The sequence below is a fragment of the Streptomyces sp. NBC_01013 genome, from assembly GCF_045162765.1.
Lineage (GTDB): Bacteria > Actinomycetota > Actinomycetes > Streptomycetales > Streptomycetaceae > Streptomyces.
Genome location: NZ_CP108687.1, coordinates 172,429 through 197,269 on the forward strand (window position 1 = coordinate 172,429; position 24,841 = coordinate 197,269).

At 69.6% G+C, this 24,841-nt stretch carries 20 protein-coding genes and 1 pseudogene; 16 read left to right on the plus strand and 5 right to left on the minus strand.

The window, feature by feature from the left end; genetic code table 11:
* Positions 1-2: 2 nt before the first annotated feature.
* From OG538_RS00740 to OG538_RS00755, 4 genes are all read left to right on the plus strand, one after another.
* A complete protein-coding gene (locus OG538_RS00740; RefSeq protein WP_406089058.1) occupies positions 3-227 on the plus strand; it encodes an MbtH family protein in 225 nt (74 codons plus the stop codon).
* Positions 224-490 carry an acyl carrier protein gene (locus tag OG538_RS00745; RefSeq protein WP_406089060.1) on the plus strand — a complete coding sequence of 89 codons (267 nt, stop codon included), beginning with the start codon at positions 224-226 and terminating at the stop codon, positions 488-490. Before OG538_RS00740 ends, OG538_RS00745 begins: the two co-directional genes overlap by 4 nt.
* Entirely contained in the window at positions 487-2,004 is a 1,518-nt protein-coding gene (locus OG538_RS00750; RefSeq protein ID WP_406089062.1) for a condensation domain-containing protein, read from the plus strand. The genes OG538_RS00745 and OG538_RS00750 overlap by 4 nt, the downstream gene beginning before the upstream one ends.
* Before the next feature lie 65 nt (positions 2,005-2,069).
* Positions 2,070-3,899, plus strand: coding sequence for a N,N-dimethylformamidase beta subunit family domain-containing protein (locus OG538_RS00755; RefSeq protein ID WP_406099927.1), 1,830 nt, complete (start codon positions 2,070-2,072; stop codon positions 3,897-3,899).
* 147 nt (positions 3,900-4,046) lie between these two features.
* Here the strand turns inward: OG538_RS00755 and OG538_RS00760 are convergent, their stop codons facing one another.
* Positions 4,047-4,292 carry a CU044_2847 family protein gene (locus tag OG538_RS00760; protein ID WP_406089064.1) on the minus strand — a complete coding sequence of 82 codons (246 nt, stop codon included), beginning with the start codon at positions 4,290-4,292 and terminating at the stop codon, positions 4,047-4,049.
* Between the two features lie 386 nt (positions 4,293-4,678).
* Between OG538_RS00760 and OG538_RS00765 the strand changes: the two genes are divergently transcribed.
* On the plus strand, positions 4,679-5,239 hold the full coding sequence (locus OG538_RS00765; RefSeq protein WP_406089066.1) for a nitroreductase family protein: 561 nt from the start codon (positions 4,679-4,681) through the stop codon (positions 5,237-5,239).
* 20 nt (positions 5,240-5,259) lie between these two features.
* On the opposite strand, the pseudogene OG538_RS00770 reads toward OG538_RS00765, so the two are convergent.
* A pseudogene (locus OG538_RS00770) lies at positions 5,260-5,527 on the minus strand (IS5/IS1182 family transposase); the annotation flags it as partial.
* A gap of 402 nt (positions 5,528-5,929) precedes the next feature.
* On the opposite strand from OG538_RS00770, the gene OG538_RS00775 reads away from it, so the two are divergent.
* Complete coding sequence (locus tag OG538_RS00775) at positions 5,930-6,445, plus strand: hypothetical protein (protein ID WP_406089068.1); 516 nt, start codon at positions 5,930-5,932, stop codon at positions 6,443-6,445.
* Positions 6,446-6,608: 163 nt separating this feature from the next.
* Here OG538_RS00775 and OG538_RS00780 read toward each other — a convergent pair whose 3' ends face one another.
* Positions 6,609-7,031: an ester cyclase gene (locus OG538_RS00780; RefSeq protein ID WP_406089070.1), complete on the minus strand. Its 423-nt coding sequence runs from the start codon at positions 7,029-7,031 to the stop codon at positions 6,609-6,611.
* A 105-nt stretch (positions 7,032-7,136) separates the two neighbouring features.
* On the opposite strand from OG538_RS00780, the gene OG538_RS00785 reads away from it, so the two are divergent.
* From OG538_RS00785 to OG538_RS00825, 9 genes are all read left to right on the plus strand, one after another.
* Positions 7,137-7,754 carry a TetR/AcrR family transcriptional regulator gene (locus tag OG538_RS00785; RefSeq protein ID WP_406089072.1) on the plus strand — a complete coding sequence of 206 codons (618 nt, stop codon included), beginning with the start codon at positions 7,137-7,139 and terminating at the stop codon, positions 7,752-7,754.
* A 330-nt stretch (positions 7,755-8,084) separates the two neighbouring features.
* Positions 8,085-9,224 carry an FUSC family protein gene (locus OG538_RS00790; protein WP_406089074.1) on the plus strand — a complete coding sequence of 380 codons (1,140 nt, stop codon included), beginning with the start codon at positions 8,085-8,087 and terminating at the stop codon, positions 9,222-9,224.
* 917 nt (positions 9,225-10,141) lie between these two features.
* On the plus strand, positions 10,142-11,044 hold the full coding sequence (locus OG538_RS00795) for a GH25 family lysozyme (protein WP_406089076.1): 903 nt from the start codon (positions 10,142-10,144) through the stop codon (positions 11,042-11,044).
* 347 nt (positions 11,045-11,391) lie between these two features.
* A complete protein-coding gene (locus OG538_RS00800; RefSeq protein WP_406089078.1) occupies positions 11,392-11,583 on the plus strand; it encodes a hypothetical protein in 192 nt (63 codons plus the stop codon).
* A gap of 300 nt (positions 11,584-11,883) precedes the next feature.
* Positions 11,884-12,309: a potassium channel family protein gene (locus OG538_RS00805; RefSeq protein WP_406089080.1), complete on the plus strand. Its 426-nt coding sequence runs from the start codon at positions 11,884-11,886 to the stop codon at positions 12,307-12,309.
* A gap of 199 nt (positions 12,310-12,508) precedes the next feature.
* Positions 12,509-12,955, plus strand: a complete 447-nt coding sequence (locus OG538_RS00810) for a hypothetical protein (RefSeq protein ID WP_406089082.1) — start codon at positions 12,509-12,511, stop codon at positions 12,953-12,955.
* A 476-nt stretch (positions 12,956-13,431) separates the two neighbouring features.
* Entirely contained in the window at positions 13,432-17,349 is a 3,918-nt protein-coding gene (locus tag OG538_RS00815; protein ID WP_406089084.1) for a glycoside hydrolase family 2 TIM barrel-domain containing protein, read from the plus strand.
* A 243-nt stretch (positions 17,350-17,592) separates the two neighbouring features.
* Entirely contained in the window at positions 17,593-18,204 is a 612-nt protein-coding gene (locus OG538_RS00820; RefSeq protein WP_406089086.1) for a sugar O-acetyltransferase, read from the plus strand.
* A 335-nt stretch (positions 18,205-18,539) separates the two neighbouring features.
* Complete coding sequence (locus OG538_RS00825; RefSeq protein WP_406089088.1) at positions 18,540-18,902, plus strand: DUF1330 domain-containing protein; 363 nt, start codon at positions 18,540-18,542, stop codon at positions 18,900-18,902.
* A gap of 105 nt (positions 18,903-19,007) precedes the next feature.
* Here OG538_RS00825 and OG538_RS00830 read toward each other — a convergent pair whose 3' ends face one another.
* Entirely contained in the window at positions 19,008-20,828 is a 1,821-nt protein-coding gene (locus OG538_RS00830; protein WP_406089090.1) for a CASTOR/POLLUX-related putative ion channel, read from the minus strand.
* Between the two features lie 736 nt (positions 20,829-21,564).
* On the opposite strand from OG538_RS00830, the gene OG538_RS00835 reads away from it, so the two are divergent.
* Positions 21,565-23,355, plus strand: coding sequence for a cellulase family glycosylhydrolase (locus tag OG538_RS00835; RefSeq protein ID WP_406089092.1), 1,791 nt, complete (start codon positions 21,565-21,567; stop codon positions 23,353-23,355).
* Positions 23,356-23,697: 342 nt separating this feature from the next.
* Here the strand turns inward: OG538_RS00835 and OG538_RS00840 are convergent, their stop codons facing one another.
* Positions 23,698-24,840: an MGH1-like glycoside hydrolase domain-containing protein gene (locus OG538_RS00840; RefSeq protein ID WP_406089094.1), complete on the minus strand. Its 1,143-nt coding sequence runs from the start codon at positions 24,838-24,840 to the stop codon at positions 23,698-23,700.
* Position 24,841: the final 1 nt, after the last annotated feature.

Below are 24,841 nucleotides of genomic sequence, written 5' to 3' on the forward strand. Positions count from 1 at the left end.
CCATGAGCGATCCCACCCGCTATCTCGTGGCCGTCAACGACGAGGAGCAGCACGCCCTCTGGCCGGACGGCACTCCTTTGCCCGCAGGCTGGCGGGCCGAGGGCTTCAGCGGCGCCGAGGAGGAGTGCGTCGCGCACGTCGACCTCGTCTGGCCGGACATACGACCGCTCAGCCTGCGTCGCCGTCTGGCGGACGAGGCGGCCCGGCAGGCCGGCGGTGCGCGGTGAACGCGTCCGCCCCGACCCGCCACCGCCTGGCCCAGCTCGTCGAACAGGCCACCGACGGCCGCGTCGCCGCCGCCGACATCGCCGACTCCGCCGAGCCCCTCGCCGCGCTCGGAGTCAGCTCGCTGTCCCTGCTGCGGCTGGCCGACAGCCTGGAGTCCGAGTACGGCGTCCTCATCGACCTCGGGGACCGGGCGCTGTACACCGAAGGGCTCGCCGGGCTGACCGCTCGCGTGCGGAGTCTGGCGGCGGAGGAATCCCGATGACGGCGGCGGCTCCGGACACGGCGGCGCCCGGCACGACGGCGCCGGGCACGGCGACCCCGCACGCGGCGGTTCCCGACCCCGGCCGGTCGCCCGGCGAAGTGACGACGGCGGTCCCGTTCACGGGCGGCCGCACCGGCGACGCCCCGCTCACCTGGGGCCAGCGTGCGATCTGGCATGCGATCGGCCGCACCGCGCCCAACGATCACTACTTCAACATCGGCCGTGTCCTGCCCCTCGCCGACCGGGGTGCGCCCGTCGAGCTCCCCCGGCTCACCGGCGCGCTCGCCGCGCTCCTCGTCCGTCACGAGGCGCTGCGCACCCGGATCGTGGCCGGTGAAGAAGGAGAACCCCGCCAGCACCTCCACGCCGAGGGACTGGTGGAGGTCAGCCTCCACGACGTGCTCGATCCGGCGGAAGCCGGGGCCGCCGCCGAGAACCTGCTGTCGTCCCTGTCCTCCCGCCGTTTCGACTATGCGCGCGAGTGGCCCGTACGGTTCGGCGCCATCCGCCACGAGGGCCGGATCACGCACGTCGTGCTGGCGCTGTGCCATCTGGCCACCGACGGGCACGGCGCCGAAATCCTCGTCCGCGACCTGCGCCTGCTGGTACGCCGCGGGTCGGCCGGTCCCGCCTGCGCCGAGACGCCTCTCGGCCTCGCACGGCACCAGGCGTCCCCGGCCGGCCGCCGCTCCGGCCGGGCCGCGCTCACGCACTGGGAGAAGGGCCTGCGGCAGGCGCCGCCGACCATGTTCCCCAACCCTGTCGCGGCGCCGCGCACCCCTCGATTCTGGACGGGCCGCCTGGTTTCCGCCGCTCTCCCCCGCGCCGTCGAGGCGGTGGCCGCCACCCACCGGGTCAGCGGCTCGACGGTGCTCCTCACGGCCTCGGCCGCCTTGGTCGCCGCCGATCAGGGGCACTCCATAGCGGCGGTCATGCCGATCGCGGGCAACCGCGCGGCACAGGACCACCGCACCCTGGTCAGCACACTGTCCCAGGACGCCCTGTTCATCCTGCGTATGGACGAGGTCCCGGGTCCGGACGCCGTCTTCACCGACCTGCTGGCGGGCGCCTGGCCGGCCGCGCTCGCCGGGTACCGTGCAGCCGCCTACGATCCCTGCGGCTGGGACGCCCTGTTGGACCGGGCGTCCCGTGAGCGCGGCGCCGAGGTCCACCCGTACTGCTGCTTCAACGACATGCGGCTGGCGGAACGGGCCACGGCGACCGGTACCGCTTCCGCGCCGTGCGCGAGCGAACTCGCCGCGCTCCGCCGCCGCAGCGTGCTCGACCTCCCCGCGACGCAGGACCGCGTCGCCTGCCGGTACTGCCTGCACGTGAGCGGGGACGACGGCGCGCTCACCGTCACCCTCACCGCCGACACCGCGTACCTGCCGCCGGCTGCCATCCACGCCCACCTCCGTGCCATCGAAGAGGTCGTCGTGTCCTCGTGGGCCGACACACCGCCCCTGCTGGCGGCGCTTCCCGGGCTCCTCGCGGCGGAAGGCTCCGGCCGATGAGCGCCGGTCCGGTCCCGAGGCCGCTGGCCCGTGCGGAGACGACGTCCTGCGTCCAGGGCGGGAGCATGCGATTCGGCGTGACCGCCGGCGACGGCGGCCCGCTGACCGGTCATGTCGTCGTCACCGACGTCGTCTCGCAGCGCCCGATGACGCACGTGCCCCTTCACGGAACCGGGTGGACGCTCGACGTCCCGCCTCACTGGCCCAGTTCACTGTACGTCGCCCGTTTCCACGACGAGCGCCCCGAGACACCGTCGCCGAAGAGCGACGCCGAACACGAGGTGTGGTTCGTCGTCCGCGCGGCACAGCCCGCGACCACCTCGTCCGTGCTCGTCTCCGTTCCCTTCGCCACCTGGCGCGCCTACCACCGTGCGGGACAGCCGGGCCGCAGCATCTACTACGCGGAGGAGCCGGGCCGCGCCGCGCAGGTGTTCTTCACCGGCCCCGGGGGCGGGCCTCCTCCCGAGCGCTGGGAGGAACCCCTGCTGCGCTGGCTCCCGGAAGCCGGATACCCCGTCGAGTTCTGCTCCGGCCTCGATCTGCACGAGGGCGACGAACTCCTCTCCTCCTACCGGCTGCTGGTGATCAACGGTCACGACGAGTACTGGTCGTCCGGGATGCGCGACAGCGTCGAGGCCTTCGTCCGCAAGGGCGGCAATCTGGCCGTCTTCGCGGGCAACACGGCCTGGTGGCAGATCCGTCTGGAGGACGGGGGCCGCACGATGGTGTGTCACCGGGACGCCGCCGCCGACCCCGTCACGGCCATGGATCCGCGCCTCACCACCGTCGAGTGGTCCAGCTCACCCGTCGACCGTCCCGAGAACTCCATGACCGGGGTCAGCTTCCGCAACGGCGCCGGCGCGTGGGGCAAGGGCATGGCCCTGATAGGACGCGATTCCTATACGGCCCGGTTCGCCGGCCACTGGGTCTTCGAGGGCACCGGCCTCGCCGACGGCGACGCGTTCGCCCGGGGCGCGCTCGGGTACGAGACGGACGCCGCCGAGCTCGACTGGTCGGCCGGCGTGCCCCGGTCCACCGGCCGTGACGGAACGCCGCGCTCCTTCACCGTCCTCGCCACCGCGGACCTGCGGCACTGGCGTGCGTACGGGCAGGGCGGCTGGGCCACCATGGGCGTCTTCCGACTGGGCGCCGGTACGGTCTTCAACGCAGCCACCATCAACTGGGGCCGCGCACTGTCCGATCCGGTGGTGGACCGGATCACCCGCAACGTACTCGACCGTCTCGGTGGTACCTCTCCCCGGCCCTCCTGGCACACCGTCGGGCCGGCGCCGCGTCTGCGGGCGCTCGCCGCCTGCGAGGGCCTGCTCTTCGCCGTGGGCGAGGACGGCAGAACACTCCTCCACCGCGAGCCCTCCGACCAGAACGTGCCATGGACGGCCTGTCTCCCCGCGCCGGGGCCGGCGCCGGAGATACGGTGCATGACTGCTCCGCGCGAGGCGTGCAACCCCGTCCCCCTGGCCCTGCTGGCCGTCGGAACGGACGACCAACTGCTCGTGCGCCCCCCGGTGCCCGGTCCCGCTCCCTGGACGGCGGCGGGAAAGGTCCCCGCCGGAACGACCGCTCTGGCGATGTGCGACAACACGCTCTTCGCAGTGACCCCGCACGACGACACCCTGCACCATCGGCCGGCCCTGCACCCCGAGGCGCCGTGGACCGCGCTGGGACCGGCGGGCAAAGCGGCCTCGTTGACCGTGCTCAACGCCCGTCTGTACGCCGTCGGTCCGGACGGCCTGCTCACCCGTCCGCCGGTCACTGCCGACGCTCCCTTCACCCTCGGCATACCCTTCCCGGCGACCAGGGCTCTCACCTCGTACGCGGGCCGGCTGCTCGCGGCGACGTGTGACGACGTTCTCGTCAGCCATCCGCCGGTGTGAACGGAGCAGTCCCGTATCGTCCCGGTGATCCTCGTGGCTTACAGGTGCAGAGGCGTCTTCACACGGGCCGACCTGCGCCGACCCGGCGTGATCTGGATCATCCCGCCTCCCTGAGACCCTCCCGCCCTCCGGCTGTGCACCCGGCGCTCATTCCTCGGCAGCGCGTGCGCCCTCCCAGCTGAGCTTTACCGTCAAGGGGCCGTCGAGGCTGGATTTGGCGATGACAGCGCCGGCTTCGGTGCTCAGGCGCACTCCGAACTCCACCTCGATCTTGTCCGGGCGCACGGGCGCATCGCGGAACTGGCCGAGGATCGTGGACGAGGCGTCCCGCACTCTGCTCAGCGCGGACCCGAGCGAGGTCGCCGCGGAACGAACCACGTCGGCCTCGGTCATTTCGCCCAGGGTGACCGGCAGCCACGTCCGGGCGAGGTCAGCGGCCGCACGGTGAGCGCCGTCCCCGGAAACGTGTCGCGCAGATTCACCAGCACACACAGCCGGGACCCGGCAGAAAGGCCGGACAGCAGAGCGCGGACGCATGCCGAGCGTTCGTTGTCCGACGCCGCGAACACAGCTCCTCGAACTGGTCCATACACAAGACCAGTTGGCCCGCATGGTGCTGCTCCAGCAGTGTGTGCACCGCCTCCTGGATCTTCCGTCCCCGTCTCGGAGTTGCTGATCTGCCAGGAGCGGGACGTGACGGTGCACCGGTCGAGGGCCGGTTCGGGAAGGTGCTCACACCGGCCGGAATACACGCTCGTGGTCGCCGGTTGCAGCGGGACATGCACCGTCCTCCGGAACCGCCCAGCGGCATACACCCCCTGCTCGCCGAACGGTTCAGCCCTTCCCGGTTCGATCCGTCCGTGGCCGTCGACGACCACGCCCTCGGAATGCTGTTGGAAGCCGCGCGCTGGGCGCCCTCTGCGGGAAACTCCCAGCCGTGGGGCTTCTTCACCAGCAGGCCCGGTGAGCTGGAGCACGAGCGGGTACTTCCTCACCTCGCGCCGAGCTCGGCACGGTGGGCGAAGGACGCGAGCTTGCTCGTCGTCGCCCTGACGCGCCGGAACATCGAGGACAGCCAGGTGCTCTACTCCGAGTTCGCGGACTACGACCTCGGCCAGGCCATCGCCCACATGACGGTTCAGGCCCAGGCCATGGGGCTGGCCGTGCACCAGTTCCGGGCCTTCGACCTGGAAGGACTCACCAAAGAGCTGGAACCGAATCCGGGGTGGGTGATCGTCTCCCTGGCCGCGGTGGGCAAGGCGGTCGGCGGCCCGCCGCAAGGCCGTGCCCGACACACCGTCGCCCATATGCGCTCTGCTCCCTGGGCACCCGTGGAGTAGCAGCGGAGCTTGGATCGTCGAGCGGTGCCGGTGAGGTCCTTGATCCAGATCATGGAGCCGCGCAGGGGGCGTCGGGCGAGGTAGCTTTCGGGGAGATCGTCCAAGCGCGTCATGGTGCCCCGCCATGCCCCGAACGTGTGGACCGGACGTTCAACGGTGTTCCTCTCCGTGACGAGCTCGGCGCCGCGGCCGACGGGCCGGCCGCCCCAGAGCCCTCCGGTGGACGGCCTGGTCCTTCTTCTCCGGGATGACAGCGTCGCTGTCGCGTTCGCGCAGGTGGGCACGGTTGTCATGCAATGGTACGAGTACGCCTCGTCCCAGCCACCCGGACCAGCGACAACGTCGCCGCGCTTCGCCGCCTCGGCTGTCAACGCCTCGGAGACGCCGGCGTGCCCTCCGGTTCCGCAGACTGTGGTGAGCGGTCGACCACGCACCGAACGCAGCGGGGTTCTCCCAGCACTGCGCTCAGCGGCGAACCGCCGGACCACCCCTTGGCGAAGTCGGCGGGTTCGACGGAAGCGAAGGCGGTGGTGACGAGGTGTTCCTCTGCGCCTACGGGTTCGCCCCGTCGTGCGCTCGGCCGTTCCGGCGAATCGAGGGCGCGAAGCGATCCGTTCCGTTCCGAAGTGCCGTTAAGCGTGGGGCGCAGGCGCGCCCAGGCACCCGACGGACAAAGGCATGAGGCAGGCAATGACTGACATGGATCGCAGGAGCATTCTGCAGTTGACTTCGGCAGCGACGATCGCAGGGGGGCTGGTCGTGGGCACGGGCGGTGCAGCACGCGCGACGCGCAAGGCCGTCCGCCAGATCGTCCTCACGGGTAGGCGCACGGGTGCGAACATCCCGGACGTCCTCACAGCGGGAGTCCCCTACTTCGTTCGATACGACCTGTCGGACGCGCAGGGGCGCAGCGTGGGAACCGAGAACGCGCATTGCCTGCCCGTCGCCGTGGGGCTGGACGGATCGTTCGTCATGGCGACTCTGGTCCTGAGCCTCGACGACGGCATGATCACGGCTACCGCCGCCTTCCAGCGGCCGCTTCCTGCCGTGACCGAGCCGCCGGTGAACGCCCGGCAGTGGTCTCATGTCTTCGCGATCACCGGAGGCACGGGAGCCTACGTCGGCGCCGCAGGCTCGGTCACGATCGAACACCCCTCGCGCGACGAGGACGTACTCACCATCGAGCCGGCCGACGCTTCGTCGTAGGCGGGCCTCGGCCGGACGGGGAGGCGCCTTGGGACAGCCCACGAGGGCGTGGCTCCGTCGGCACGTCTCCGGCGCACGGTTCGTGAGAGCGGTGGGGGCGAGTCCGAACTCCCCCGCCGGGCGCGACGGGCACCATCGGCCCGCCAAGGGCCAGGAGGTTCTTTCACAGGCCCAACTGGTCCCGCATCGCGTCGGCGTCGCGCAGGGCCCAGTGTTCAACGATGCGGCCGTTGCGGACGCGGACCATGTCCATGCTGAGGACCTCATAGCGCCGGCCGGACTCCGTGTGGGTGCCCCTGCTGGTGTACCGGTTGACTGAGGTGTCGCCGGAGACAACGTTCTGCTCGATCGTCACCGCGACATCATGAAACGCGCTGCCCTCGCCCATCCGCTCCCACTTCTGTCGCCAGGCGTTACGTCCCCGATGATCGCCCTGAGTGCCTCCCCGGTGGTCGACGACCTCAGGGTCGATCAGCTCCAGAGCGTCCTCGAACCGGCCTTCCAGGATCTGCGCGTAGCTCTCGACAACACACCGATGAATCTCTCCCGGTCCTGGATGTGCGGAGTCGTCTGCTCCCTGTGGCATGTGGCATCTCCTGTGGTGGGGATACGTGCGGCGACAAACGGGGAGTTCCCCGTTTACTCGATTCGGTACCCTAACCGGGGAAGTCCCCGATTAACAAGGAGCGCCATGCCTTCGCAGAGCGCCGGACCTGCGCCGTGCTCGGAACCCCGGCGTCGTCGCCGAGCGGACGCCCAGCGCAACTACGATCTGCTGGTGGCCGCGGCTCGAAACGTCTTCCACGACCACGGCGTCCACGCCCCACTTGACGACATCGCCCGCAGGGCCGGCGTGGGCAACGCCACCATGTATCGGCACTTCCCGACGCGTCGCGAACTGATCATCGCCGTCTACTCCGAGGAAGTGGCCGAGCTCTGCTCCCGGAGCCAGTCCCTACTGGCCGAGCATCCTCCCGGCGACGCACTCTTCGACTGGCTTCAGGATTTCATCGCCCACGTGGCAGCCAAGCGAGACCTGGCACTTTCGATCACCGATGAACGCCCAGGTCAGCGATCAGCACTGTTCGACCGCTGGCATGAGTCGATGCTTACAGCCGCTTCCGCACTGCTGATCCGCGCGCAAAGCGCGGGGACCGTCCGCGCCGACCTCAACGCCTCGGAACTACTCGCCCTGGCCAACGGGATCGCCCTGACCGCCACCGACGCCACTCAAGCGGAGCGACTCGTCGTCCTGGTCAGACAGGGCACGGACACTCCCTCGGCGACGGCGGACGACGGAACCCGCTGAAAGCGGCCCCACCCCGCCTGCCGCTGCACACTGGCATACACGCGCTCCGGGCCGTCCGGCTACTCAGGTCGTCCGGCGAGGAAATGCGCAAGCGAGGACGCGGGGGTGTCTGGAGCCTCATCGGCCACGTCGGGCAGCGGCCCGGGCGGCCGGCACCGTCCACAGGTCGGGCGGCTCGGCCCTGCCGGACAGACCTCTCCCTCCCCGGCGCACCCCGTGCGTACCTTTTCCGCCGGTCACGGTGCATATCCTCACCGCCCCGGGGCAGCGAGGCAGATGGTTGGTGAAGGTATACGTGGGCGGGAACCGCCCCGAAGAGGAGTGGACGCGTTGGCACGTGAAGTACGCCGGTTGGCCGCCGGCCGGTGGGCCGGGCGGGAGTGGGCGGCGGTCCGGCGGTCCGTCCACAACGCGATCGAGGAGTCCGGCCCCGAACGGGACACCCTCGTCCAGTCCCTCAAAGCAGCCGCAGCAGCGATCATCGCCTGGGCCCTGACCGGATGGTGGCTCAAGGCCCCCATGGCGTTCCTGGCTCCCTGGACAGCGGTCGCCCTGGTCAGCGGCACGGTCTACCGGTCACTGCGCACAGGCACCCAGCAGTTCGCCGTCATCGCCCTCGGCACGGTCTGGGCCTCGGCCGCCATGACCGTCACGCATGACCAGATCATGGCGGCCATGCTGCTCACCCTGCCGTTCATGACTCTGCTCGGGAACTACCGCCGGTTCGGGAGCCAGGGCATCCTCGGGGCGAGCACAGCCCTGTTCGTGATCACCTACGGCTCGTCCAGCACTTCCGCTGTCGGTCACCGGCTACTGGAAACACTTATCGGCGCAGTGACGGGCATTGCGGTCAACGCCCTCGTCCTGCCCCCGGTCCACCTGCGCAGCGTCCGCGACCGCCTGCGCCGCCTCGCTCGGGAATCCTCAGATCTGCTCGACGCCATGGCGCAGGGCCTGCGCGACGAGAACCCGTTGGAGAAGGCGGAGACCTGGCACGCAGAGGCGTCCCGTCTCATCCTGTCCCTCCGGAGCGTGGCCGACGCCAGGCACTGGGCTACGGAAGGGGCGCGCTGGAACCCGGGCGGAAGACTGCGCCGTACAGGCCCCCCGCCCCCGCCCTTCGCGGACGATATGCGGTGGGACCGGGTCTGCACCCGCATCCTGGCCGTCGCACGCACGCTGAACGGAATCGGCGATGACGACACAAGCCTTCCCGCGCCGCCCCCCGGCTTCCTGGTCGAACTGTCCGCGGTACTGGAGCAGGCGAGCCGCGTATGCGCCGAGGAGGAGGGGCCACCGGCCCCCTCCCCCGCCTCCGAGCGTCGCCAGGCGGCCTTCGACAGGGCATGGGTCGCCCACCGCACTCTGGCCGAAAACTTCCGGCAGCAGGAGGGCACGGCTTCCGCCGTTGGAGGTGAACTGCTACTGGAGACGCGGCAGTTGCTGTTGGAGATGGCTCCGCCGCCCTGAGTGACACGGGGCACCGATGCCCCGGGAGGCAGGCCGGCGCCCCGGCCCCGGGGCGAGCACGTTGGACCCGTAGCACTCGGGTGGCCACCTCGCGTGGTGCCGGTCAGGGGCTCCGGTGCTGACCTCTCGGGGTCAGGCCAGGTCGCCCCACGTGCCCGCCGTCCCGGAAAGCTGGGACCGGCAAGCATCTCCTGGGTGGTCTCGCCGTTGAGCCGGCACGACCGCCCGGGGCCGCCGTCGCCCGTGTCGAACCGGCAGCACACCCCGCCGTCGGCAGCGGCAAGGTCGAGGAACACCCTCCTGATGTCGGCCGACCGCGCGAACAAGCGGCTCATGTTCGACATCGCTGCCCAGCGCTCCACCGACGCGTAACCAGGGCGCAGGAAGGAGAGGCCTGTGGCAACCGACTCGGCCGGAGCGCGAGGCGGAGGCGGAGAATCCCGCGATGCTCCGCATCGAGGGTGCTGCAAGAACTTTCACCGTGGTGAAAGTTTCCGTCCACCGAATCCCGTCTTCGCAGCTCCACAACCCTCCCGTCTGGACTAGACCATAGAGACCGCCCTGCACCCCCTTTACGCCGCCGCCTTCACATGCGTCACTCATGACGTGTCCCCATCAACTTGCGGCTCCGTGACGAAGTGCTCCTGCACGCGGGGTCACCCGAACGCCACCTCAGACGCGCCCACTGAGCGCGCCGGGCGACGCGCCTCCCCCATTTCGCAATTCTTTGCATGAAGGTGTGACGTCGCCACACCGGAGTCAACAGTACGGCTCCGCCGAGTAGGTCCCCGGCACGCGGGAGCGTTCCGGGACAGCCCCGCACCGCGCTACCCCGAGTCTCCGGAACCCCGGTGACGGTCGATCCGCGTTCGTCCGCTACGCGAGTAGACCCACTCCCATCACCCAGGAGGAATGCGTTGTCATCTCGAATCCACAACCCAAGACGAATCCACCAGGCACGATCCGTCCGGCACAAGCTGATCGCGGCCGGCCTGCTCAGCCTCACCCTGACCCTCTCCCCGGCAGTGTCCGCCGGGACGGCCGCGGCCACGCCCGTGCCGTCGAACAACACCATCCCTCTCGGCGACGGCTACATGGGGGCCGGATACTTCACGGACGGCACGAGCTTCAAGGCGGACACTCGACGGATCGAGCTCGGTGCAGGGGCCAACGTGTCCACACAGGCCTCCCAGGCAGGCATCGATGTCTCCCACTACCAGGGAACGATCAACTGGTCGTCGGTGAAGTCGGCGGGCATCCAGTTCGCCTACATCAAGGCCACGGAGTCGACCACGTACAAGGATCCCAACTTCAGCGCCAACTACCTTCACGCCTACCAGTCCAAGGTGATCCGGGGCGCATACCACTTCGCGCGGCCCAACCTGTCCAGCGGCGCGGCGCAGGCGACGTACTTTGCCGGGAACGGCGGAGCCTGGTCACGGGACAACCTGACGCTGCCCGGCATGCTCGACCTCGAAGGCGGCTGCTACAGCAAGTCGACCTCCGCCATGCAGTCGTGGATCCTGGACTTCTACAACACGTACAAGGCGAAGACCGGCCGTGACGTCGTCATCTACACCAGCCCGAGCTGGTGGAACACCTGCACCGGCGGCTGGAGCGGCATGTCCGCCCGGAGCCCCCTGTTCGTCGCGCACTGGACGAGCGCGTCCAGCCCCTCCATCCCGAGCGGCTTCCCGTACTGGACCTTCTGGCAGTACACCGACTCCGGTTCGGTGAGCGGAATCTCGGGCGCCGTGGACCGCGACCGGTTCAGCGGTGACAGCAGCCGTCTGCTGGCCTTGGCCAACAACACCCCCTGACGGCGCCTCTTTCCGGAGGTGTCCTGAAGTCCGTCGATGCACCGCGCGCGGTGGTCCTGTCCCGGCAGGGCCACCGCGCTCGTCCTCGACGCCGACTCGTGGCCGCCCTGCACGGCCTCCGCTGCCGGACTGTGCCGGCTCGACGGCGCATGTGGCCGACCCCGCGACCATGCGGCTGACCAGCCCCGCCCTGTTCCCTGCTCATGACGGCGGACCACGGCCGACGCAGTGCGCGCCCGCCCGCATAGGATGCGCTCCACGAACTGGTCGTACGGGTGGAGGGTTGGGGACTGAAGATGTTCAGGGGCAGGAAAGAGGAGGGCGGGCTGCCGAAGATCCCGCGGAGCGTGGATCCACGCCGAGCCCGGGAGCTGCCGGTACCGGCCGATGCGCAGACCGACGCGCGCATGTTCATGCTGGGTGGCGACACCATCCGGGCGGTCAAGGTGATCGTGGACGCGACGGGCTACGACCTGCGCCAGGCCCGGGACATCGTGTATGCGCTGGTCTACGACATCGACGTGCCCAAGGGGAGCTGAGCCGAGGCGTGACGCAGCGGCCCCGGTCGCCCTCCGTGCTCGTCGGCGCGAGGCCCGGGCATGGCGACCGGAGGACGGGTTCGGGACGGGTTCGGTGCGGGTTCGACGGCACACGGCGGCACGCCGGCACCGGACATCGGCTGTCCCCACCGCTCCGCGGCGTGTGTCGAGCCGCCACCGCACGGTCGCCCAGGTAGCGTCGCTGGAGCCCTTCCCGCACTTCGGCCGGGGGATTCACCCGTGCAGCTATCGTTCTTCCAATTGGTCGGCCGGCTCCTGAGCGACCCGCGGTGGCGCGCCTTGCACTTTCGCGCCGCGCTGGGCGTCACGTCGGCCACCGCCGCGGTTCTGCTGGCCGGCTCGGCGCTGGTCGTGCAGGCCGAGAAGGGCACGCCAGGCGCCAACATCACGTCGTATCCCAAGGCCATCTGGTGGTCCATCGAGACAGCGACGACGGTCGGGTACGGCGATCTGTATCCAGTGACCGCTTGGGGCCGGGTCATCGCCTCCGTGACGATGCTGGCCGGGATCACCGCCTTCGGCATCGTCACCGCGGCCCTGGCCACCTGGTTCGTCGGCCGTGCGCAGAAAGAGGCTCATGAGGTCGGCACGGCCGTGCGGCGCTACACCCGCGAGGGCGAGGAAGCCGTCAGCAGTGAGCTGCGGATCCTGCATCAGCGGTTCGACCGTGTCGAGCAGTTGCTGGATCGGCGCAGCGAGCGTTGACCGGACGCTGCCGCGCCCGCCGCGGAGGCGGGCGACGACGGGCCTGTGGACCGGCTCCCGCACAGGCCCGACGCTCCCGGCCCCCAGGGCACCGACCGTCACCGCCCCCGGGGCATCGCCTCCGTGCCGGCCATCTCGTCCGGCACGGAGGCGGGACCGGCCTGATAGGCGCGCGAGCATTCGGGGCATAGGTGTGTGCGTGAACGATGACCGGAGCAGCACCCCGAAGACCCCGCACCAGCGCCCCGAAGGCGTGAGCGACAAGACGGTCGAAGCGCTGGGCGCGTTGTCGAAGGCCCTGGAGACGACCGAACGCGCCCGCGGAGCGTTGTACGAGTTCCATCAGCTGACCGGTAGCGCGGACTTCGGCGTCGGTGACGCGGTCCGGCTGCTGCGCGAGGCCGGGCACGACGAGGAGGCCGCCCTGGTCGAGCGGGAGATCCTCGGCCGCAACGTCATCCCGGGCCACTGGACATTCCAGCTCATCGAGTCGTACAACCAGACCTACTATCGGCCGTTCACCGATATCGAGCAGCACCTGCTGCACAAGCTCGTCCAGGGCCGCGACCACCTGTACGAGGCCGAACTGAAGGGCGCCCGCCGCCCTCTGGGTGGAACCCCCGGCGCCGCAGCGAACCCGGAGTAGGCGATTCGCCCATGAGCCCGCACCGGCTTGGTCCAGCCGCAGCAGGGTGGAGTCCGGGGCCCGTCGGGCGAGTACACGTCAGTACGCGGACCGCACGTGGAGCCGTTCAGCGGCGACCCGCCGGGCACACGTCTGCGCTACGCGCCGTGGCCCATGAGCTCGTGAACCCGCCCGTCGGACGCCGGGCCCCAGCATCGCCGATCGCGCCGATTCGGCCATTCGCAGGACGTGGAGCCCGACCTCGGATCATGGACGACGCGTTGCGGAGTGAGATCGGGCCGTTGCTGCCACCGTGGCCGGAGCGGTCGAGGCGGGGTCAGTGAGCGGGTCCGGCCCAGGCATCCGACCGTCAAAAATCAACAGAATCTGACGTTGCCATTGTGGTGGTTGTGTTCCCTTTCTAGGGTGGGTGCGTTTCAACAGGTGTTATCCGTCACACCAGTTGCACACATCGGCACCCGAGGAAGGCCCCCGCCATGCCACACTCGAACCCGACCCCCCACGCGCACCCGCACCCACACCCCGGCTACGTGAGTCGCCGCCGTCTCCTCGAAGCGGGTGCTGCCGTACTCGGCGGACTCGCTCTCTCCGGCGCCCTGCCGGGTGCCCGCGCCCTCGCCGCCTCCGCCAACGACGTCCCGGCCGACGGCAACGAGTGGAACGGGCGAATCGACGTCTTCCGGCTCGGCACCGAGCCGCCGCACACCACCCTCATGCCGTACGCGAACCTCAAGCAGGCTCTCGACGCCGACCGCACCACGTCCCCGTGGCGTCAGAGCCTCGACGGCACGTGGAAGTTCGCTTACGTGGACCGGCCCGCCGACAAGAAGGCGGATTTCTACCGCACCGACCTCGACGACTCGGGCTGGGAGACCACCCCGGTCCCCTCGGCCTGGCAGCTGCACGGCCACGACTACCCGATCTACATCAACATCACCTACCCGTGGTGGGGGCCCAACGGCCTCGGCGAGGACGCCCGGCCGCCCGCCGCGCCGACCTTGTACAACCCCGTCGGCCAGTACCGGCGCACTTTCACCGTGCCGAAGGGATGGGCGGACCGGCGCACGTTCCTGCATTTCGAGGGCGTCAAGTCAGCCCACTACGTATGGATCAACGGCCACTTGGCCGGTTACCACGAGGACTCGTACACCCCTGCCGAGTACGACATCACCCCGTACCTGAAGGACGGCACCAACCAGATCGCCGTCGAGGTCTACCGCTACTCCGACGGCGACTGGCTGCAGGACCAGGACATGATCCGGCTGAGCGGCATCTTCCGGTCCGTGTACATGTACTCGACGCCCGGCGTCCACGTGCGGGACTTCAAACTCGACACCCCGCTCGGGGACGGGTTCACCACCGCCGAACTGTCCGTGACCGCGCACGTACGGGACTATGCGGGCGACGCCGACAGAGGGGCCTACACGGTCGAGACCCAGCTGTACGACGCCGACGGGCACGCGGTGTGGGCACGACCCCTGGCCCGGCCCGCGAGCCCGGCCGCCGGTGAGGTGACCGTGACGGGCGTCAGGCCCATCCCTTCACCCCGCCTCTGGTCCGCCGAGGACCCGTACCTGTACACCGCCGTCCTCCAGCTCCGCGACCCCTCCGGCAAGGTCGTGGAGACGCTCTCGCACCGCCTCGGCCTGCGCGAGTTCGCCCTGACGGACGGGCTGATGCGCATCAACGGGCAGCCGGTGACCTTCCGCGGCACCAACCGTCACGAGATGCACCCGGAACGCGGTTCGGCTCTCAACCGTGCCGACATGGTCGACGACATCACGATCATCAAGCGGCTGAACATCAACTCGGTCCGCACCTCGCACTACCCCAACAACCCGCTCTGGCTTGAGCTCGCCGACGAGTACGGCCTGTACCTGGTCGGCGAGACCAACCTGGAGACGCACGGCGTCCGCGACCAGTACCCGGCCAGCCGGGCCGACTGGACCGCGGCGTGCGTGGACCGGGCGCAGAACATGGTCCACCGCGACAAGAACCACGCCTGCGTCGTCATCTGGTCCCTGGGCAACGAGGCCGGATCGGGTTCTTCCTTCCGCGCCATGCACGAGTGGATCCGCTCCTACGATCCGACCCGCGTCATCCAGTACGAGGGCGACGACGGACCAGCCACCAGCGACATCCGCTCCAGGATGTACGAGTCGCCGAGCCGGGTGGAGGCCCGGGCGAAGGACACCTCCGACACCCGGCCCTACGTGATGATCGAGTACGCCCACTCGATGGGTAACTCGACCGGGAATTTCAAGGAGTACTGGGACGTCATCCGCCGCTACGACGTCCTGCAAGGAGGCTGGATCTGGGACTTCGTCGACCAGGCGCTCACTTGGCCGGCGCCGACGCGCAAGCTGCTCACCGAGACCGGTCCCGCCGGACTGAGCGGCGAGATCATCAATCCGTCGGGCTCGTTCGGCCCCGAGCACGGCGTGAGCGGCGCGACCGTCTTCGCCCGGGACGACCGGCTCGACCTGACCGGCTCGCTCACCCTCGAGGCCTGGATGACCCCGCACGTCCGCGGCTTCCACCAGCCGATCCTGGCGAAGGGAGACACCCAGTACGCGCTGAAGCAGGCCGACAAGGGCCTGGAGTTCTACATCTACGCGAACGGACAGTGGATCGCGGTCTCCTGGACGACCCCGGACGACGGCTGGACGGGCGAGGAACATCACGTCGCGGGCGTCTTCGACGCGGACGCGGGAACGTTGACCCTGTACGTGGATGGCGACGTCAAGGCGACGAAGAGCACTGCCGCCCACGGGCCCAGCAGTACCACTGCGTCACTCTCCCTCGCTGGCGAGGTGGAGAACCCGACACGGGAGTTCAGCGGAACGATCCGTCGGGCCCGGGTCTACGCACGTGCCCTGAACGCCGCCGAACTCGCTGACGACGGGCGTGGTCCCGGCGACGACGGCGTGCGCTTCTGGTTCGACGCGCGGACGGCCCGGTACGAGCAGGCGAGGGCCCGCGCGAAGACCTTCCACGCCTACGGAGGCGACTGGGGCGACAACCCCAACGACGGCGCTTTCGCCGGCGACGGCATCGTCCTGGCGGATCGCCGGCACACCGGCAAGGCGGCCGAGGTCAAACGGATCTACCAGACGATCCACGCGACTCGCACGGACGGCGCAGCGCCCGGCACGATCACCCTCACGAACGAAAACCTGTTCACCAACCTGCGCGCGTACAACGGCAGCTGGGAGCTCTCAGCCGATGGCGAGACGGTGCGGCGCGGCAGGATCGGGAGGGGACAACTCGACGTGCCGCCGATGACCGACAAGACCATCACGCTGCCCGTGGAACTGCCCGGCAACTCTGCGCCCGGGACCGAGTACTTCCTCCAGCTGTCCTTCACGACGAAGGAACGCACACCGTGGGCCGGCGAGGGTTTCGAGGTGGCGCGAGTACAGCTGCCCCTGGACGCGAACAGCCCCGGGATCGAGCCGGTCCCCTTCACCGCGGTGCCGAAGCTGTCGTACCGGAGCGGTGACACCGACATCACCGTCACCGGCCGCGGTTTCGAGGTCGTCATCGACAAGTCGACCGGGCTCCTCACGTCGTACGAGGCGGACGGCACGAAGTTGCTGGTTTCCGGCCCGGTACCCAATTTCTGGCGAGCCCCGACCGACAACGACCACGGCAACGGCCAGCACACCCGCAACCAGACCTGGCGGGACGCGGGCGCGCGGCGCAAGGTGACCGGCGTGACGGTGCGCGGGCTCGACGGGCGCGCGGTCGAGATCACGGTCACCGGCACGCTGCCGACGAGCACCCCATCGTCCTGCACCACGATCCTCACCGTCTTCGGCAACGGTGAGATCAAGGTCGACAACACCCTGGCTCCGGGCGCGCCGGCCCTCCCGTACATCCCCGAGATCGGGACGGTCCTGCACCTGCCCGCGGCTCTGGAGCAGTTCCACTACTACGGTCGCGGCCCCGAGGAGAATCACTGGGACCGCCATGACGGTACCGATGTGGGGCGTTGGTCCGGGACTGTCACAGAGCAGTGGACCCCGTACCTGCGCCCGCAGGAGAACGGGAACAAGACCGACGTACGCTGGGCGGCGCTCACGGACCGCCACGGTCGCGGTCTGCTCGTCAGTGGCGACGGGCTGCTGGAAATCAACGCCTCGCACTTCACACCGGAAGACCTGTCCGTCGGCGCTCGCCACGACTACCAGCTCACGCCCCGTGATGAAGTGATCCTGCGGGTCAACCACCGCCAGATGGGTGTCGGAGGCGACAACAGCTGGGGCGCGCAGACCCACGACCCGTACAAACTGTTCGCCGACCGGGACTACACGTACACCTACCGGCTGCGTCCGCTCACTGACGTGCGGCAGGCAACGAGTCTGTCACGCCGGCCCACGGCGCTGGACTGACGGCTGCTCCTGAGCCAGTTCTCGGTGGACTGCGGCCTGGCAGGGGATGGCGAACTTGCCGGTTCCCACGGCCAGGCCGCGCCACGCTTGAGCTGGTTCATGAAGCGCTCGACCGTGTTCCGCATGCTCACGCCTCCGCGTCGAGTGCGCGCGGACAGCTGCCGGCGCCGCCTTGACCCAGCCGGTGGCCTACCGGACGGAAGAACCGATGCCCGAGGAATCGGATGGAGGGAGCGTTCCGCTGTGACGGACTCGCACCACGAAGAAGTGCTCGCCCGGATCGCCAAGGGGCTCGTCTACACCGAGTCAGAAGCGGCCTTCCAGGCCCCTCTGCGCCGCACGGAGGAGATCTTCGAGTACAACCGCACGCCCCCGAGCGCACCGGAGAAGCGCCGGACTCTGCTGGTCCAGATCCTCGGCTCAGTCGGTGAACGCACGGTGCTGCTGCCACCGTTCCACGCCGGATTCGGCAGCAACGTCCACATCGGCGACGACTTCTTCGGGAACGTGAATCTGACCTTCGTCGACGACGTGGACATCCGCATAGGCAACGACGTCATGATCGCACCCAGCGTGACGCTGACCACGACGGGACACCCGGTCCATCCCACGCGCCGAGCCGACTTCGGTCGCTTCTCCGAGCCGATCGTGATCGAGGACGAGGTCTGGATCGGCAGCAACGCAGTGGTCCTGCCCGGCGTTCACATCGGCTACGGATCGGTCATCGGCGCCGGCAGCGTCGTCAGCCATGACATTCCGCCGATGACCGTCGCACTCGGAACACCTTGCCGGGTGGTCCGCCACATCACGGACGAGGACCTCACCACACGTACCGCCGGACCGGAGTCCGTTTAAGGGCTGTCCCTCGCAAGCCTGTGGATTCGTGTGGTCAGGCGCCCCGCTGCCTGAGGTGATGATCGGCGAGGGGACCTTCTCCCCTGGGGGTCCCCTCGCCCTTGCGTACGGAGACGAAGCCGACGCCGAGCTCGACCGCCACCGCCGCGACGAGAAGGATCCGCCGCGGCTCGATGCCGCGGACAGGGTGCAGCGGCGCGCTCCACCGCCTGAGGAAGTCCCGCGCCTCGCGCTCCGGGTGCGCCGTCCATGACCTCTGAGGTAATCGCGCCGCCCGGCACCCTCAACTACGTTCCGGTTGACGCTCATACCCCTGGAAGGGAAGGAACCCCGTCGTGCCCGCTTACGGTTTCGCTCATCTCCGCAGCCGACGGCATCACTCCGATGTCATCGAGTACCTGGATCGCATCCAGGCGACTCTCGACCCCTTCGACGGCCGCTTCGTCATCCATGGCCCGCCGGCCGAAGTCGTCGAGGGGACGTGGCCCGGGAGCATGGTGCTGATCGAGTTCCCGGGTCTGGCCGAAGCCCGTGCCTGGTACGACTCCCCCGCCTACCGGGCGATCCTGCGTCTGCGGGCCGACCATATCGAGGGTGACTTGCTCCTGATCGAAGGCGTCGGGCCGGACTACGACCCGGCCGAGCGAGGTCGCACCTTGCGTGCAGAAGCGGAGCGGGCGGGCCGGCCGGCGGAGTGAGTCCGGCAGCCCTGCTCGGGCTGCGGAGCCTTCCGCCCGCTCGGCCCCGGGGGGCGAAGGTGAGGGGTACCGGCCGGCGCTTCCTGACGGTGCCCCGCCGCCACGTCACTGCCCGGCCATCACGATCACCTCGTCGTCCACGCTCCAGTACCGGACCTCCGCCTTGGCAGGGTTGATGCGCACCTCGTGGTCGATCCCCACCCGCGCAAGGCCTCGACTGCGGTAACCGAGAGCGCACTCCCCGCGGCGGGAGGCGGCCTCGACGACCGTCGCGAAGGAAGCCCGCTGCCCGGTCCGGACGTAGTCGCCCACAGGCTTGAGGTGGATCGCGTTGCCGTGCGGAGCCAGTAGTTCGGCGAACAGGCCGGCGAGATGCCAGTTCTGGGAGATCTGAGCCATCAGCAGGCCGACCAGCTTGCCGCTCACGATGAAGTCGGCGCCGACGCCGGCGGGGGCGAGGGTTCTGTTGCGATCGTCGGTCATCTCGGTGACCACACGGACCGGCACACCCGACGTCCGCTCATGATCACGCAGGAGCAGCAGCGTAACGAGCGTTCGGTCGTCCGGGGAGTCCTGCCCGGGCCCGGGGTCGGGGCCGAGCACGATAACGCCGTCGTGATGGGAGAAGTCCAAGTCGTTCACGGTCTCCGGAAGGGTCGGGTCGCCCGGAGCGAAGGTGACGGTCAGCGTGGAAGCGGCTTGCGCGGCCTCCCGTACCTCTCTTGCCAGGCTCTCGCCGCCCTGGGCAACGACGTGGACGACGGACCCGGCCGCCGCATGGCCGGAGAGGTGACGGAGGATGTGTCGGGCCCGGCGGTTCCATCCCAGGAGGAGCACCCGTTCGGGGCGCGCCGCGGCCGGTGCCCGGTTCACGATCACCGACTCGTCGAATGCGGCAGGCTGGTCGGTGGTGACCGTGGTGTCGTCGTCCTGGGCGATCACGACAAGCCGGTCGCCCGGGCTCAGGACAGAGGTGGCCGGCGGGTTCAGGTGGAGGGACCCGTCCGTTCGTACGACGCCGACCACGCTGGAAGTGGGGCATGCCCTCAGCACCTCGGCGAAGGCACGGCCGGTCTGGGCCGGTGCGTCGACGACGTAGAACTCGTCCCCGGCGAAGTCGAGCAACTCCTGGTAGACGAGCGACAGGCCGGGCTGTCTGGCGCACTGGGCCACGAGCCGGGAGGTGACGTCGTCGATCTCGAGCACGACTGCGTCCGGGCCGGCCGCAAGTTCGGCGGCGAGGCGATACCGGACGTCTCGCACCACTGCCACGGTCCGCACCCGGCTGTCGTCGTCGACTGCGGTCCGCAGGGCCAACAGGTTCTTGACGACCTCCGCGTCCTCGTCCGGGCGGTCACGCGGCAGGACCAGGACGACGTCAGCCGTGGCCGGGCTGACGCGAGCGAGCGCGGCCGGATCGGTGGGCCGTCCGTTTCGGCAGACGATCCTCGTACGGCCGGTGTCCCTCACTTCGCTGCGCAGTTCCTCCTCCATTTCGGTCACGTCCCGGTCGGCCAGTACCGCGACGGCGCCCCGACGCTGATTGGCGTTGGCTGCGACGAGCTCGGCCACCACGGTGAAGATCTGGTCGGACCAGCCGAGCACGACGGTGTGACCGCTCTCCAGCACCGTGGAATGACCACGGCGCAGGGCGATCAGCTCTTCGGTGATCGCCGTGGTGATGAGACCTACGATGGTGGAGACGTAGAAGAGTGCCATCAACGCCAGCAGGACCGACAGAACGACGCGCAGCGGTGAGCCGACCTCCCCTCCCAGCCTCAGTGTCTGCCCGACGCTTCGCCACACCGCTCCTGCCTTCGCCCACGCCGAGTCCGGGGCCTGGTCGTCCGTCCACACCAGAAGCACGCTCACCGGGACCACGACAGCCAGACAGGCGACGGCAAGCCATCCGATGAGAACGGTCACCCCTCTCGCCAGCGTGTTGTCGAACCAGTACCGGGCACGCTCGTACGACGGGGCCCGTGGCGGTGTCCGTCGCGCCGGACGCGGCACGCGGGCCGGTGTGCTCCGTGGCTGTCTCTGCTTCCCCACGCGGACGGCGTCCACGCTCCGGCGCCGGCCCCGACTCTTGATCATCCTGTACACAGCAGCAGCGTGAGGAATCGTCACCCCCGCCACACGGGTATCCGGCGGCGTTTCATCCGATAGGGATCAGAACGGAGGATGAGGCCGTGGGCAGGCGCCCCAGGGGCACGGCCAGGACGCGCTCCCTCCACGCCCACCGGAAGTGACGCGCCCCCGCGGTCATCCCACCGCGGGGGCGCGACGAACGAGCCACGGCTCCGCCGGGCCGGAGAGGCCAACTCCGCTGCAGCCGAAGGGGATTGGTCCCGGCATGACGGCGCCGGGTGCCGGAGTGGTCCGCCGTCCAGGTCCCGACAGGCGGCGGGCGGCGGGGAGGACCCTTCAAGTGATGAACGCTGCACACCCCATTGACATGTCCATTGCTCTATCGCTTTTATTGCGCCGGGCATCAGCCATCAACTTCCGCCCCCGGAGAACGGGACTCCAACCCGGGGCCGGGAGCGGCGATCGCCCGCGACACCATCATCCCCATGCCTTCAGCGGCACGGTGCGCGACAGAATGGGAGCGCTCCCATGATCGTCGTAGGACCTTGCCCCCGAGAGAGGAACCAGCACCGTGCTCCACCCTCTCCGCCTTCTCCGGCGAGCGTTCAGAACGGCGACCATCACGGCGGCCGCTCTGCTCCTCCCCCTCGCGGGTTCTCAGGTGGCAACCGCTGCCGACGCCGCGCCGGGTGCCGGCTACTGGCACACCAGCGGCCGCCAGCTCCTCGACGCCGCCAACCACCCGGTCCGCATCGCCGGAATCAACTGGTTCGGCTTCGAGACGTCCAACTACGTCCCCCACGGCCTGTGGTCCCGCGACTACAAGAGCATGATCGACCAGATGCAGTCGCTGGGCTACAACACCATCCGGCTGCCCTACAGCGACGACATCTTCACCGGCACGACGCCCGCGAGCATCAACTACTCCGCCGGCATGAACAGCGATCTGCAGGGCCTCGACTCGCTGCACGTGATGGACCGGATCGTGGAGCATGCGGGCAGCATAGGGATGAAGGTCATCCTGGACCGGCACCGGCCCGACTCCGCCGGCCAGTCGGCCCTCTGGTACACCGCGTCCGTTCCGGAGTCGACCTGGCTGGCCAACCTCAAGGCGCTGGCCGGCCGCTACGCCGGCAACGACGCGATGATCGGCATCGACCTGCACAACGAGCCGCACGATCCCGCCTGCTGGGGCTGCGGTGACACCACGAAGGACTGGCGACTGGCAGCACAGCGCGGCGGCAACGCCGTACTGTCCGTCAACCCCGATCTGCTGGTCTTCGTCGAGGGCGTTCAGACCTTCAACGGGGTGTCCGGCTGGTGGGGCGGGAACCTCATGGGCGTCGGCCAGTATCCGGTGGAGCTCAGCGTGGCGCACCGTGTCGTCTACTCGGCCCACGACTACGCGACCAGTGTCGCCCAGCAGCCCTGGTTCAGCGACGCGTCGTTCCCCGCCAACATGCCCGACGTCTGGGACAAGTACTGGGGCTACATCTTCAAGCAGAACATCGCGCCGGTCTGGGTGGGCGAGTTCGGCACCACGCTCCAGTCCGTCACCGACCAGAAGTGGTTGAAGGCCTTGGCCGTGTACCTGCGGCCGACCGGCGAGTCCGGAGGGGACAGCTTCTCGTGGACCTTCTGGTCCTGGAACCCCAACTCCGGTGACACCGGAGGCATCCTCAAGGACGACTGGACGTCGGTCGACACGGTCAAGGACGGCTATCTGGCGAGCATCAAGGCACCGGGTTTCGGCGGAGGCAGCGTGGGCGGCGGTAGTGACACCGAGGCCCCCGGAGCCCCGACCGGCCTCAAGGTCAGCGGAGTGACGAGCGGTTCGGTTTCCCTGTCGTGGACAGCCGCTTCCGACGACACCGGGGTCACCGGCTACGACGTCTATCGTGGCTCCACCAAGGTCGGCGGTGCCTCCGGCACCACGTACACCGACACCGGTCTGAGCGCCGGGACTTCGTACACCTATACCGTCCGGGCGCGCGACGCCGCGGGCAACGTCTCGGCACCCTCCACGCCCGCACAGACAACCACCAGCGGCTCAGGCGGCAGCGCCGGGTGCACGGCCACCTACACCGTCAGCGGTGACTGGGGCAACGGCTTCGGCGCGGACGTGACCGTGACCAACACCAGTGCGGCACCGGCCACTTCGTGGCGGCTCACCTGGACCTGGGCGGGCAGCCAGAAGGTCACGAACATGTGGAACGCCACGTACTCACAGACCGGTGCCGCCATCAGCGTCACGAACACCGCCTACAACGGCGGCCTCGCAGCCGGTGCGCACACGAGCTTCGGCTTCCAGGGCACTCCGGATTCGGGCGGCGTACCGACGGTGAGTTGCACGCTCTCCTGACGCGGCCGAACCTTTCGCCCCCGACCGGCGGCACGACGACCGGCCGGGGGCGAAAGGTCTCCGGGGGCAAGCGCGCAACCGGGCCGGGGACAGCAGGCCTCAAGCCAGGCCGCAGCCGTTCGGGGGCCGAAGCTGCGCCACGCGGTCACGGACGGGTCGGCCGCGGTCGACAGCGCTGGGCGAGTCGGTCGCTGCCACCCGGCAGGGCCGGCGGCCCAGCGGGTGGCAGCGACCGGCTCGCCGGTCCGGGGTCGGGCACGGATCCCGCCATCCCGTCGCGACGGCCCGGCCCGCCCTCAGACACTCCTGACCTGAGGGCAGTTCAGGCCCCCGGCCCGGTGGTCATCGCAGTTCGATGCGTATCCGGTGCCGCCCCCGCAGGTGGGCGGGGACCGTGGTGCGGTGGTGTCCGTCGACAGTGGAGGAGACGACCCGGCGGCCCGAGCCGGTGAGGGTGATGTCCAGGGTCATGTCCCGGTACGGCACTTCGCGCAGCGTCACCGGCCCCCAGCCGGGCGGCAGGCTCGGGGTGAAGGCCATCCCGTCCCGCCGGTGCCGGATGCCGAACACGCCCTGGTGGATCAGTCGCAGATATCCCGTCGCCGACCAGGTCTGATCCGGCTGGGACCCCCACTGCCGGGCGTTCTGCCAGCCGCCGTCCACCGCGCCGGTCAGGGCGTTGTGAATCTCCCAGAAGTGGCCGTCGCGCTGCTCCAGGGAGGCGATGTCGGTGACCGCGCGCGCCAGCAGGTCCGTCCGGCCGCCGACCGCTGCCGCGTGCCCCCACATGCCGACCGTCATCGGCCACACGATCGCGTTGTGGCGGCCGGGATGCGCGTCGTCGAAGCGGGCGAAGTGCGGCCATACGTTGACCACTCCGTGCGGTTCGTGGTGGGTGCGGTCGAGGACCGTACGCGCCCGGATCGGTGAGGCCACCCCGCACAGCACGGCGAACGCGAGGCCGTTGGCCTCCTGATACGGCTCCAGCCGGCCCGCCCGCTCACCCGCACCGTGGATGAAGTAGCCGTAGGTACCCGCGTCGGGTCGCCAGAGGTGGGTGTTGATCGCCGTCCGCAGGCGGGCGGCTGCCGCCCGGAACTCCCGCGCGGTGCGCCGGTCGCCGGTCTCGTCCGCCATCTCCGCACTTGCCAGATACCCGGCGTGGAATAGGCAGTTGGTGGACAGACACATCATTCTGTCCGTGCCCGGGTGGTCGAGGACGAACGAGGAAGGATTGTCCGGATCGGCGGGAGGGGCGGGGTAGCCGGCGATGCCGTCCTGGAGGAACGCGGGTCCCTCGAAGAGTCCGTAGCTCTCGTTGAAGTGCTGCTCCCGGTCAGCCCGCAGGGTGTTGGCGGCAGCCTCGTAGGCGTCGTCGAGGAATGCGCGGTCCCCGGTGACCAGGTAGTGGTGCCAGGCGGCGACCGTCCACACGATCAGGAACGTTCCTGGCAGCCGATCGCCCGGTTCCGGAACAGATCGCATC

What these genes read in the sequence shown, in the direction of transcription:
- OG538_RS00740 (WP_406089058.1), top strand. Translation starts at nt 3, where the DNA reads ATGAGCGATCCCACCCGCTATCTCGTGGCCGTCAACGACGAGGAGCAG.
- OG538_RS00750 (WP_406089062.1), top strand. Translation starts at nt 487, where the DNA reads ATGACGGCGGCGGCTCCGGACACGGCGGCGCCCGGCACGACGGCGCCG.
- OG538_RS00755 (WP_406099927.1), top strand. Translation starts at nt 2,070, where the DNA reads ATGCGATTCGGCGTGACCGCCGGCGACGGCGGCCCGCTGACCGGTCAT.
- OG538_RS00760 (WP_406089064.1), bottom strand. Translation starts at nt 4,292, where the DNA reads ATGACCGAGGCCGACGTGGTTCGTTCCGCGGCGACCTCGCTCGGGTCC.
- OG538_RS00765 (WP_406089066.1), top strand. Translation starts at nt 4,679, where the DNA reads ATGCACCGTCCTCCGGAACCGCCCAGCGGCATACACCCCCTGCTCGCC.
- OG538_RS00775 (WP_406089068.1), top strand. Translation starts at nt 5,930, where the DNA reads ATGACTGACATGGATCGCAGGAGCATTCTGCAGTTGACTTCGGCAGCG.
- OG538_RS00780 (WP_406089070.1), bottom strand. Translation starts at nt 7,031, where the DNA reads ATGCCACAGGGAGCAGACGACTCCGCACATCCAGGACCGGGAGAGATT.
- OG538_RS00785 (WP_406089072.1), top strand. Translation starts at nt 7,137, where the DNA reads ATGCCTTCGCAGAGCGCCGGACCTGCGCCGTGCTCGGAACCCCGGCGT.
- OG538_RS00815 (WP_406089084.1), top strand. Translation starts at nt 13,432, where the DNA reads ATGCCACACTCGAACCCGACCCCCCACGCGCACCCGCACCCACACCCC.
- OG538_RS00840 (WP_406089094.1), bottom strand. Translation starts at nt 24,840, where the DNA reads ATGCGATCTGTTCCGGAACCGGGCGATCGGCTGCCAGGAACGTTCCTG.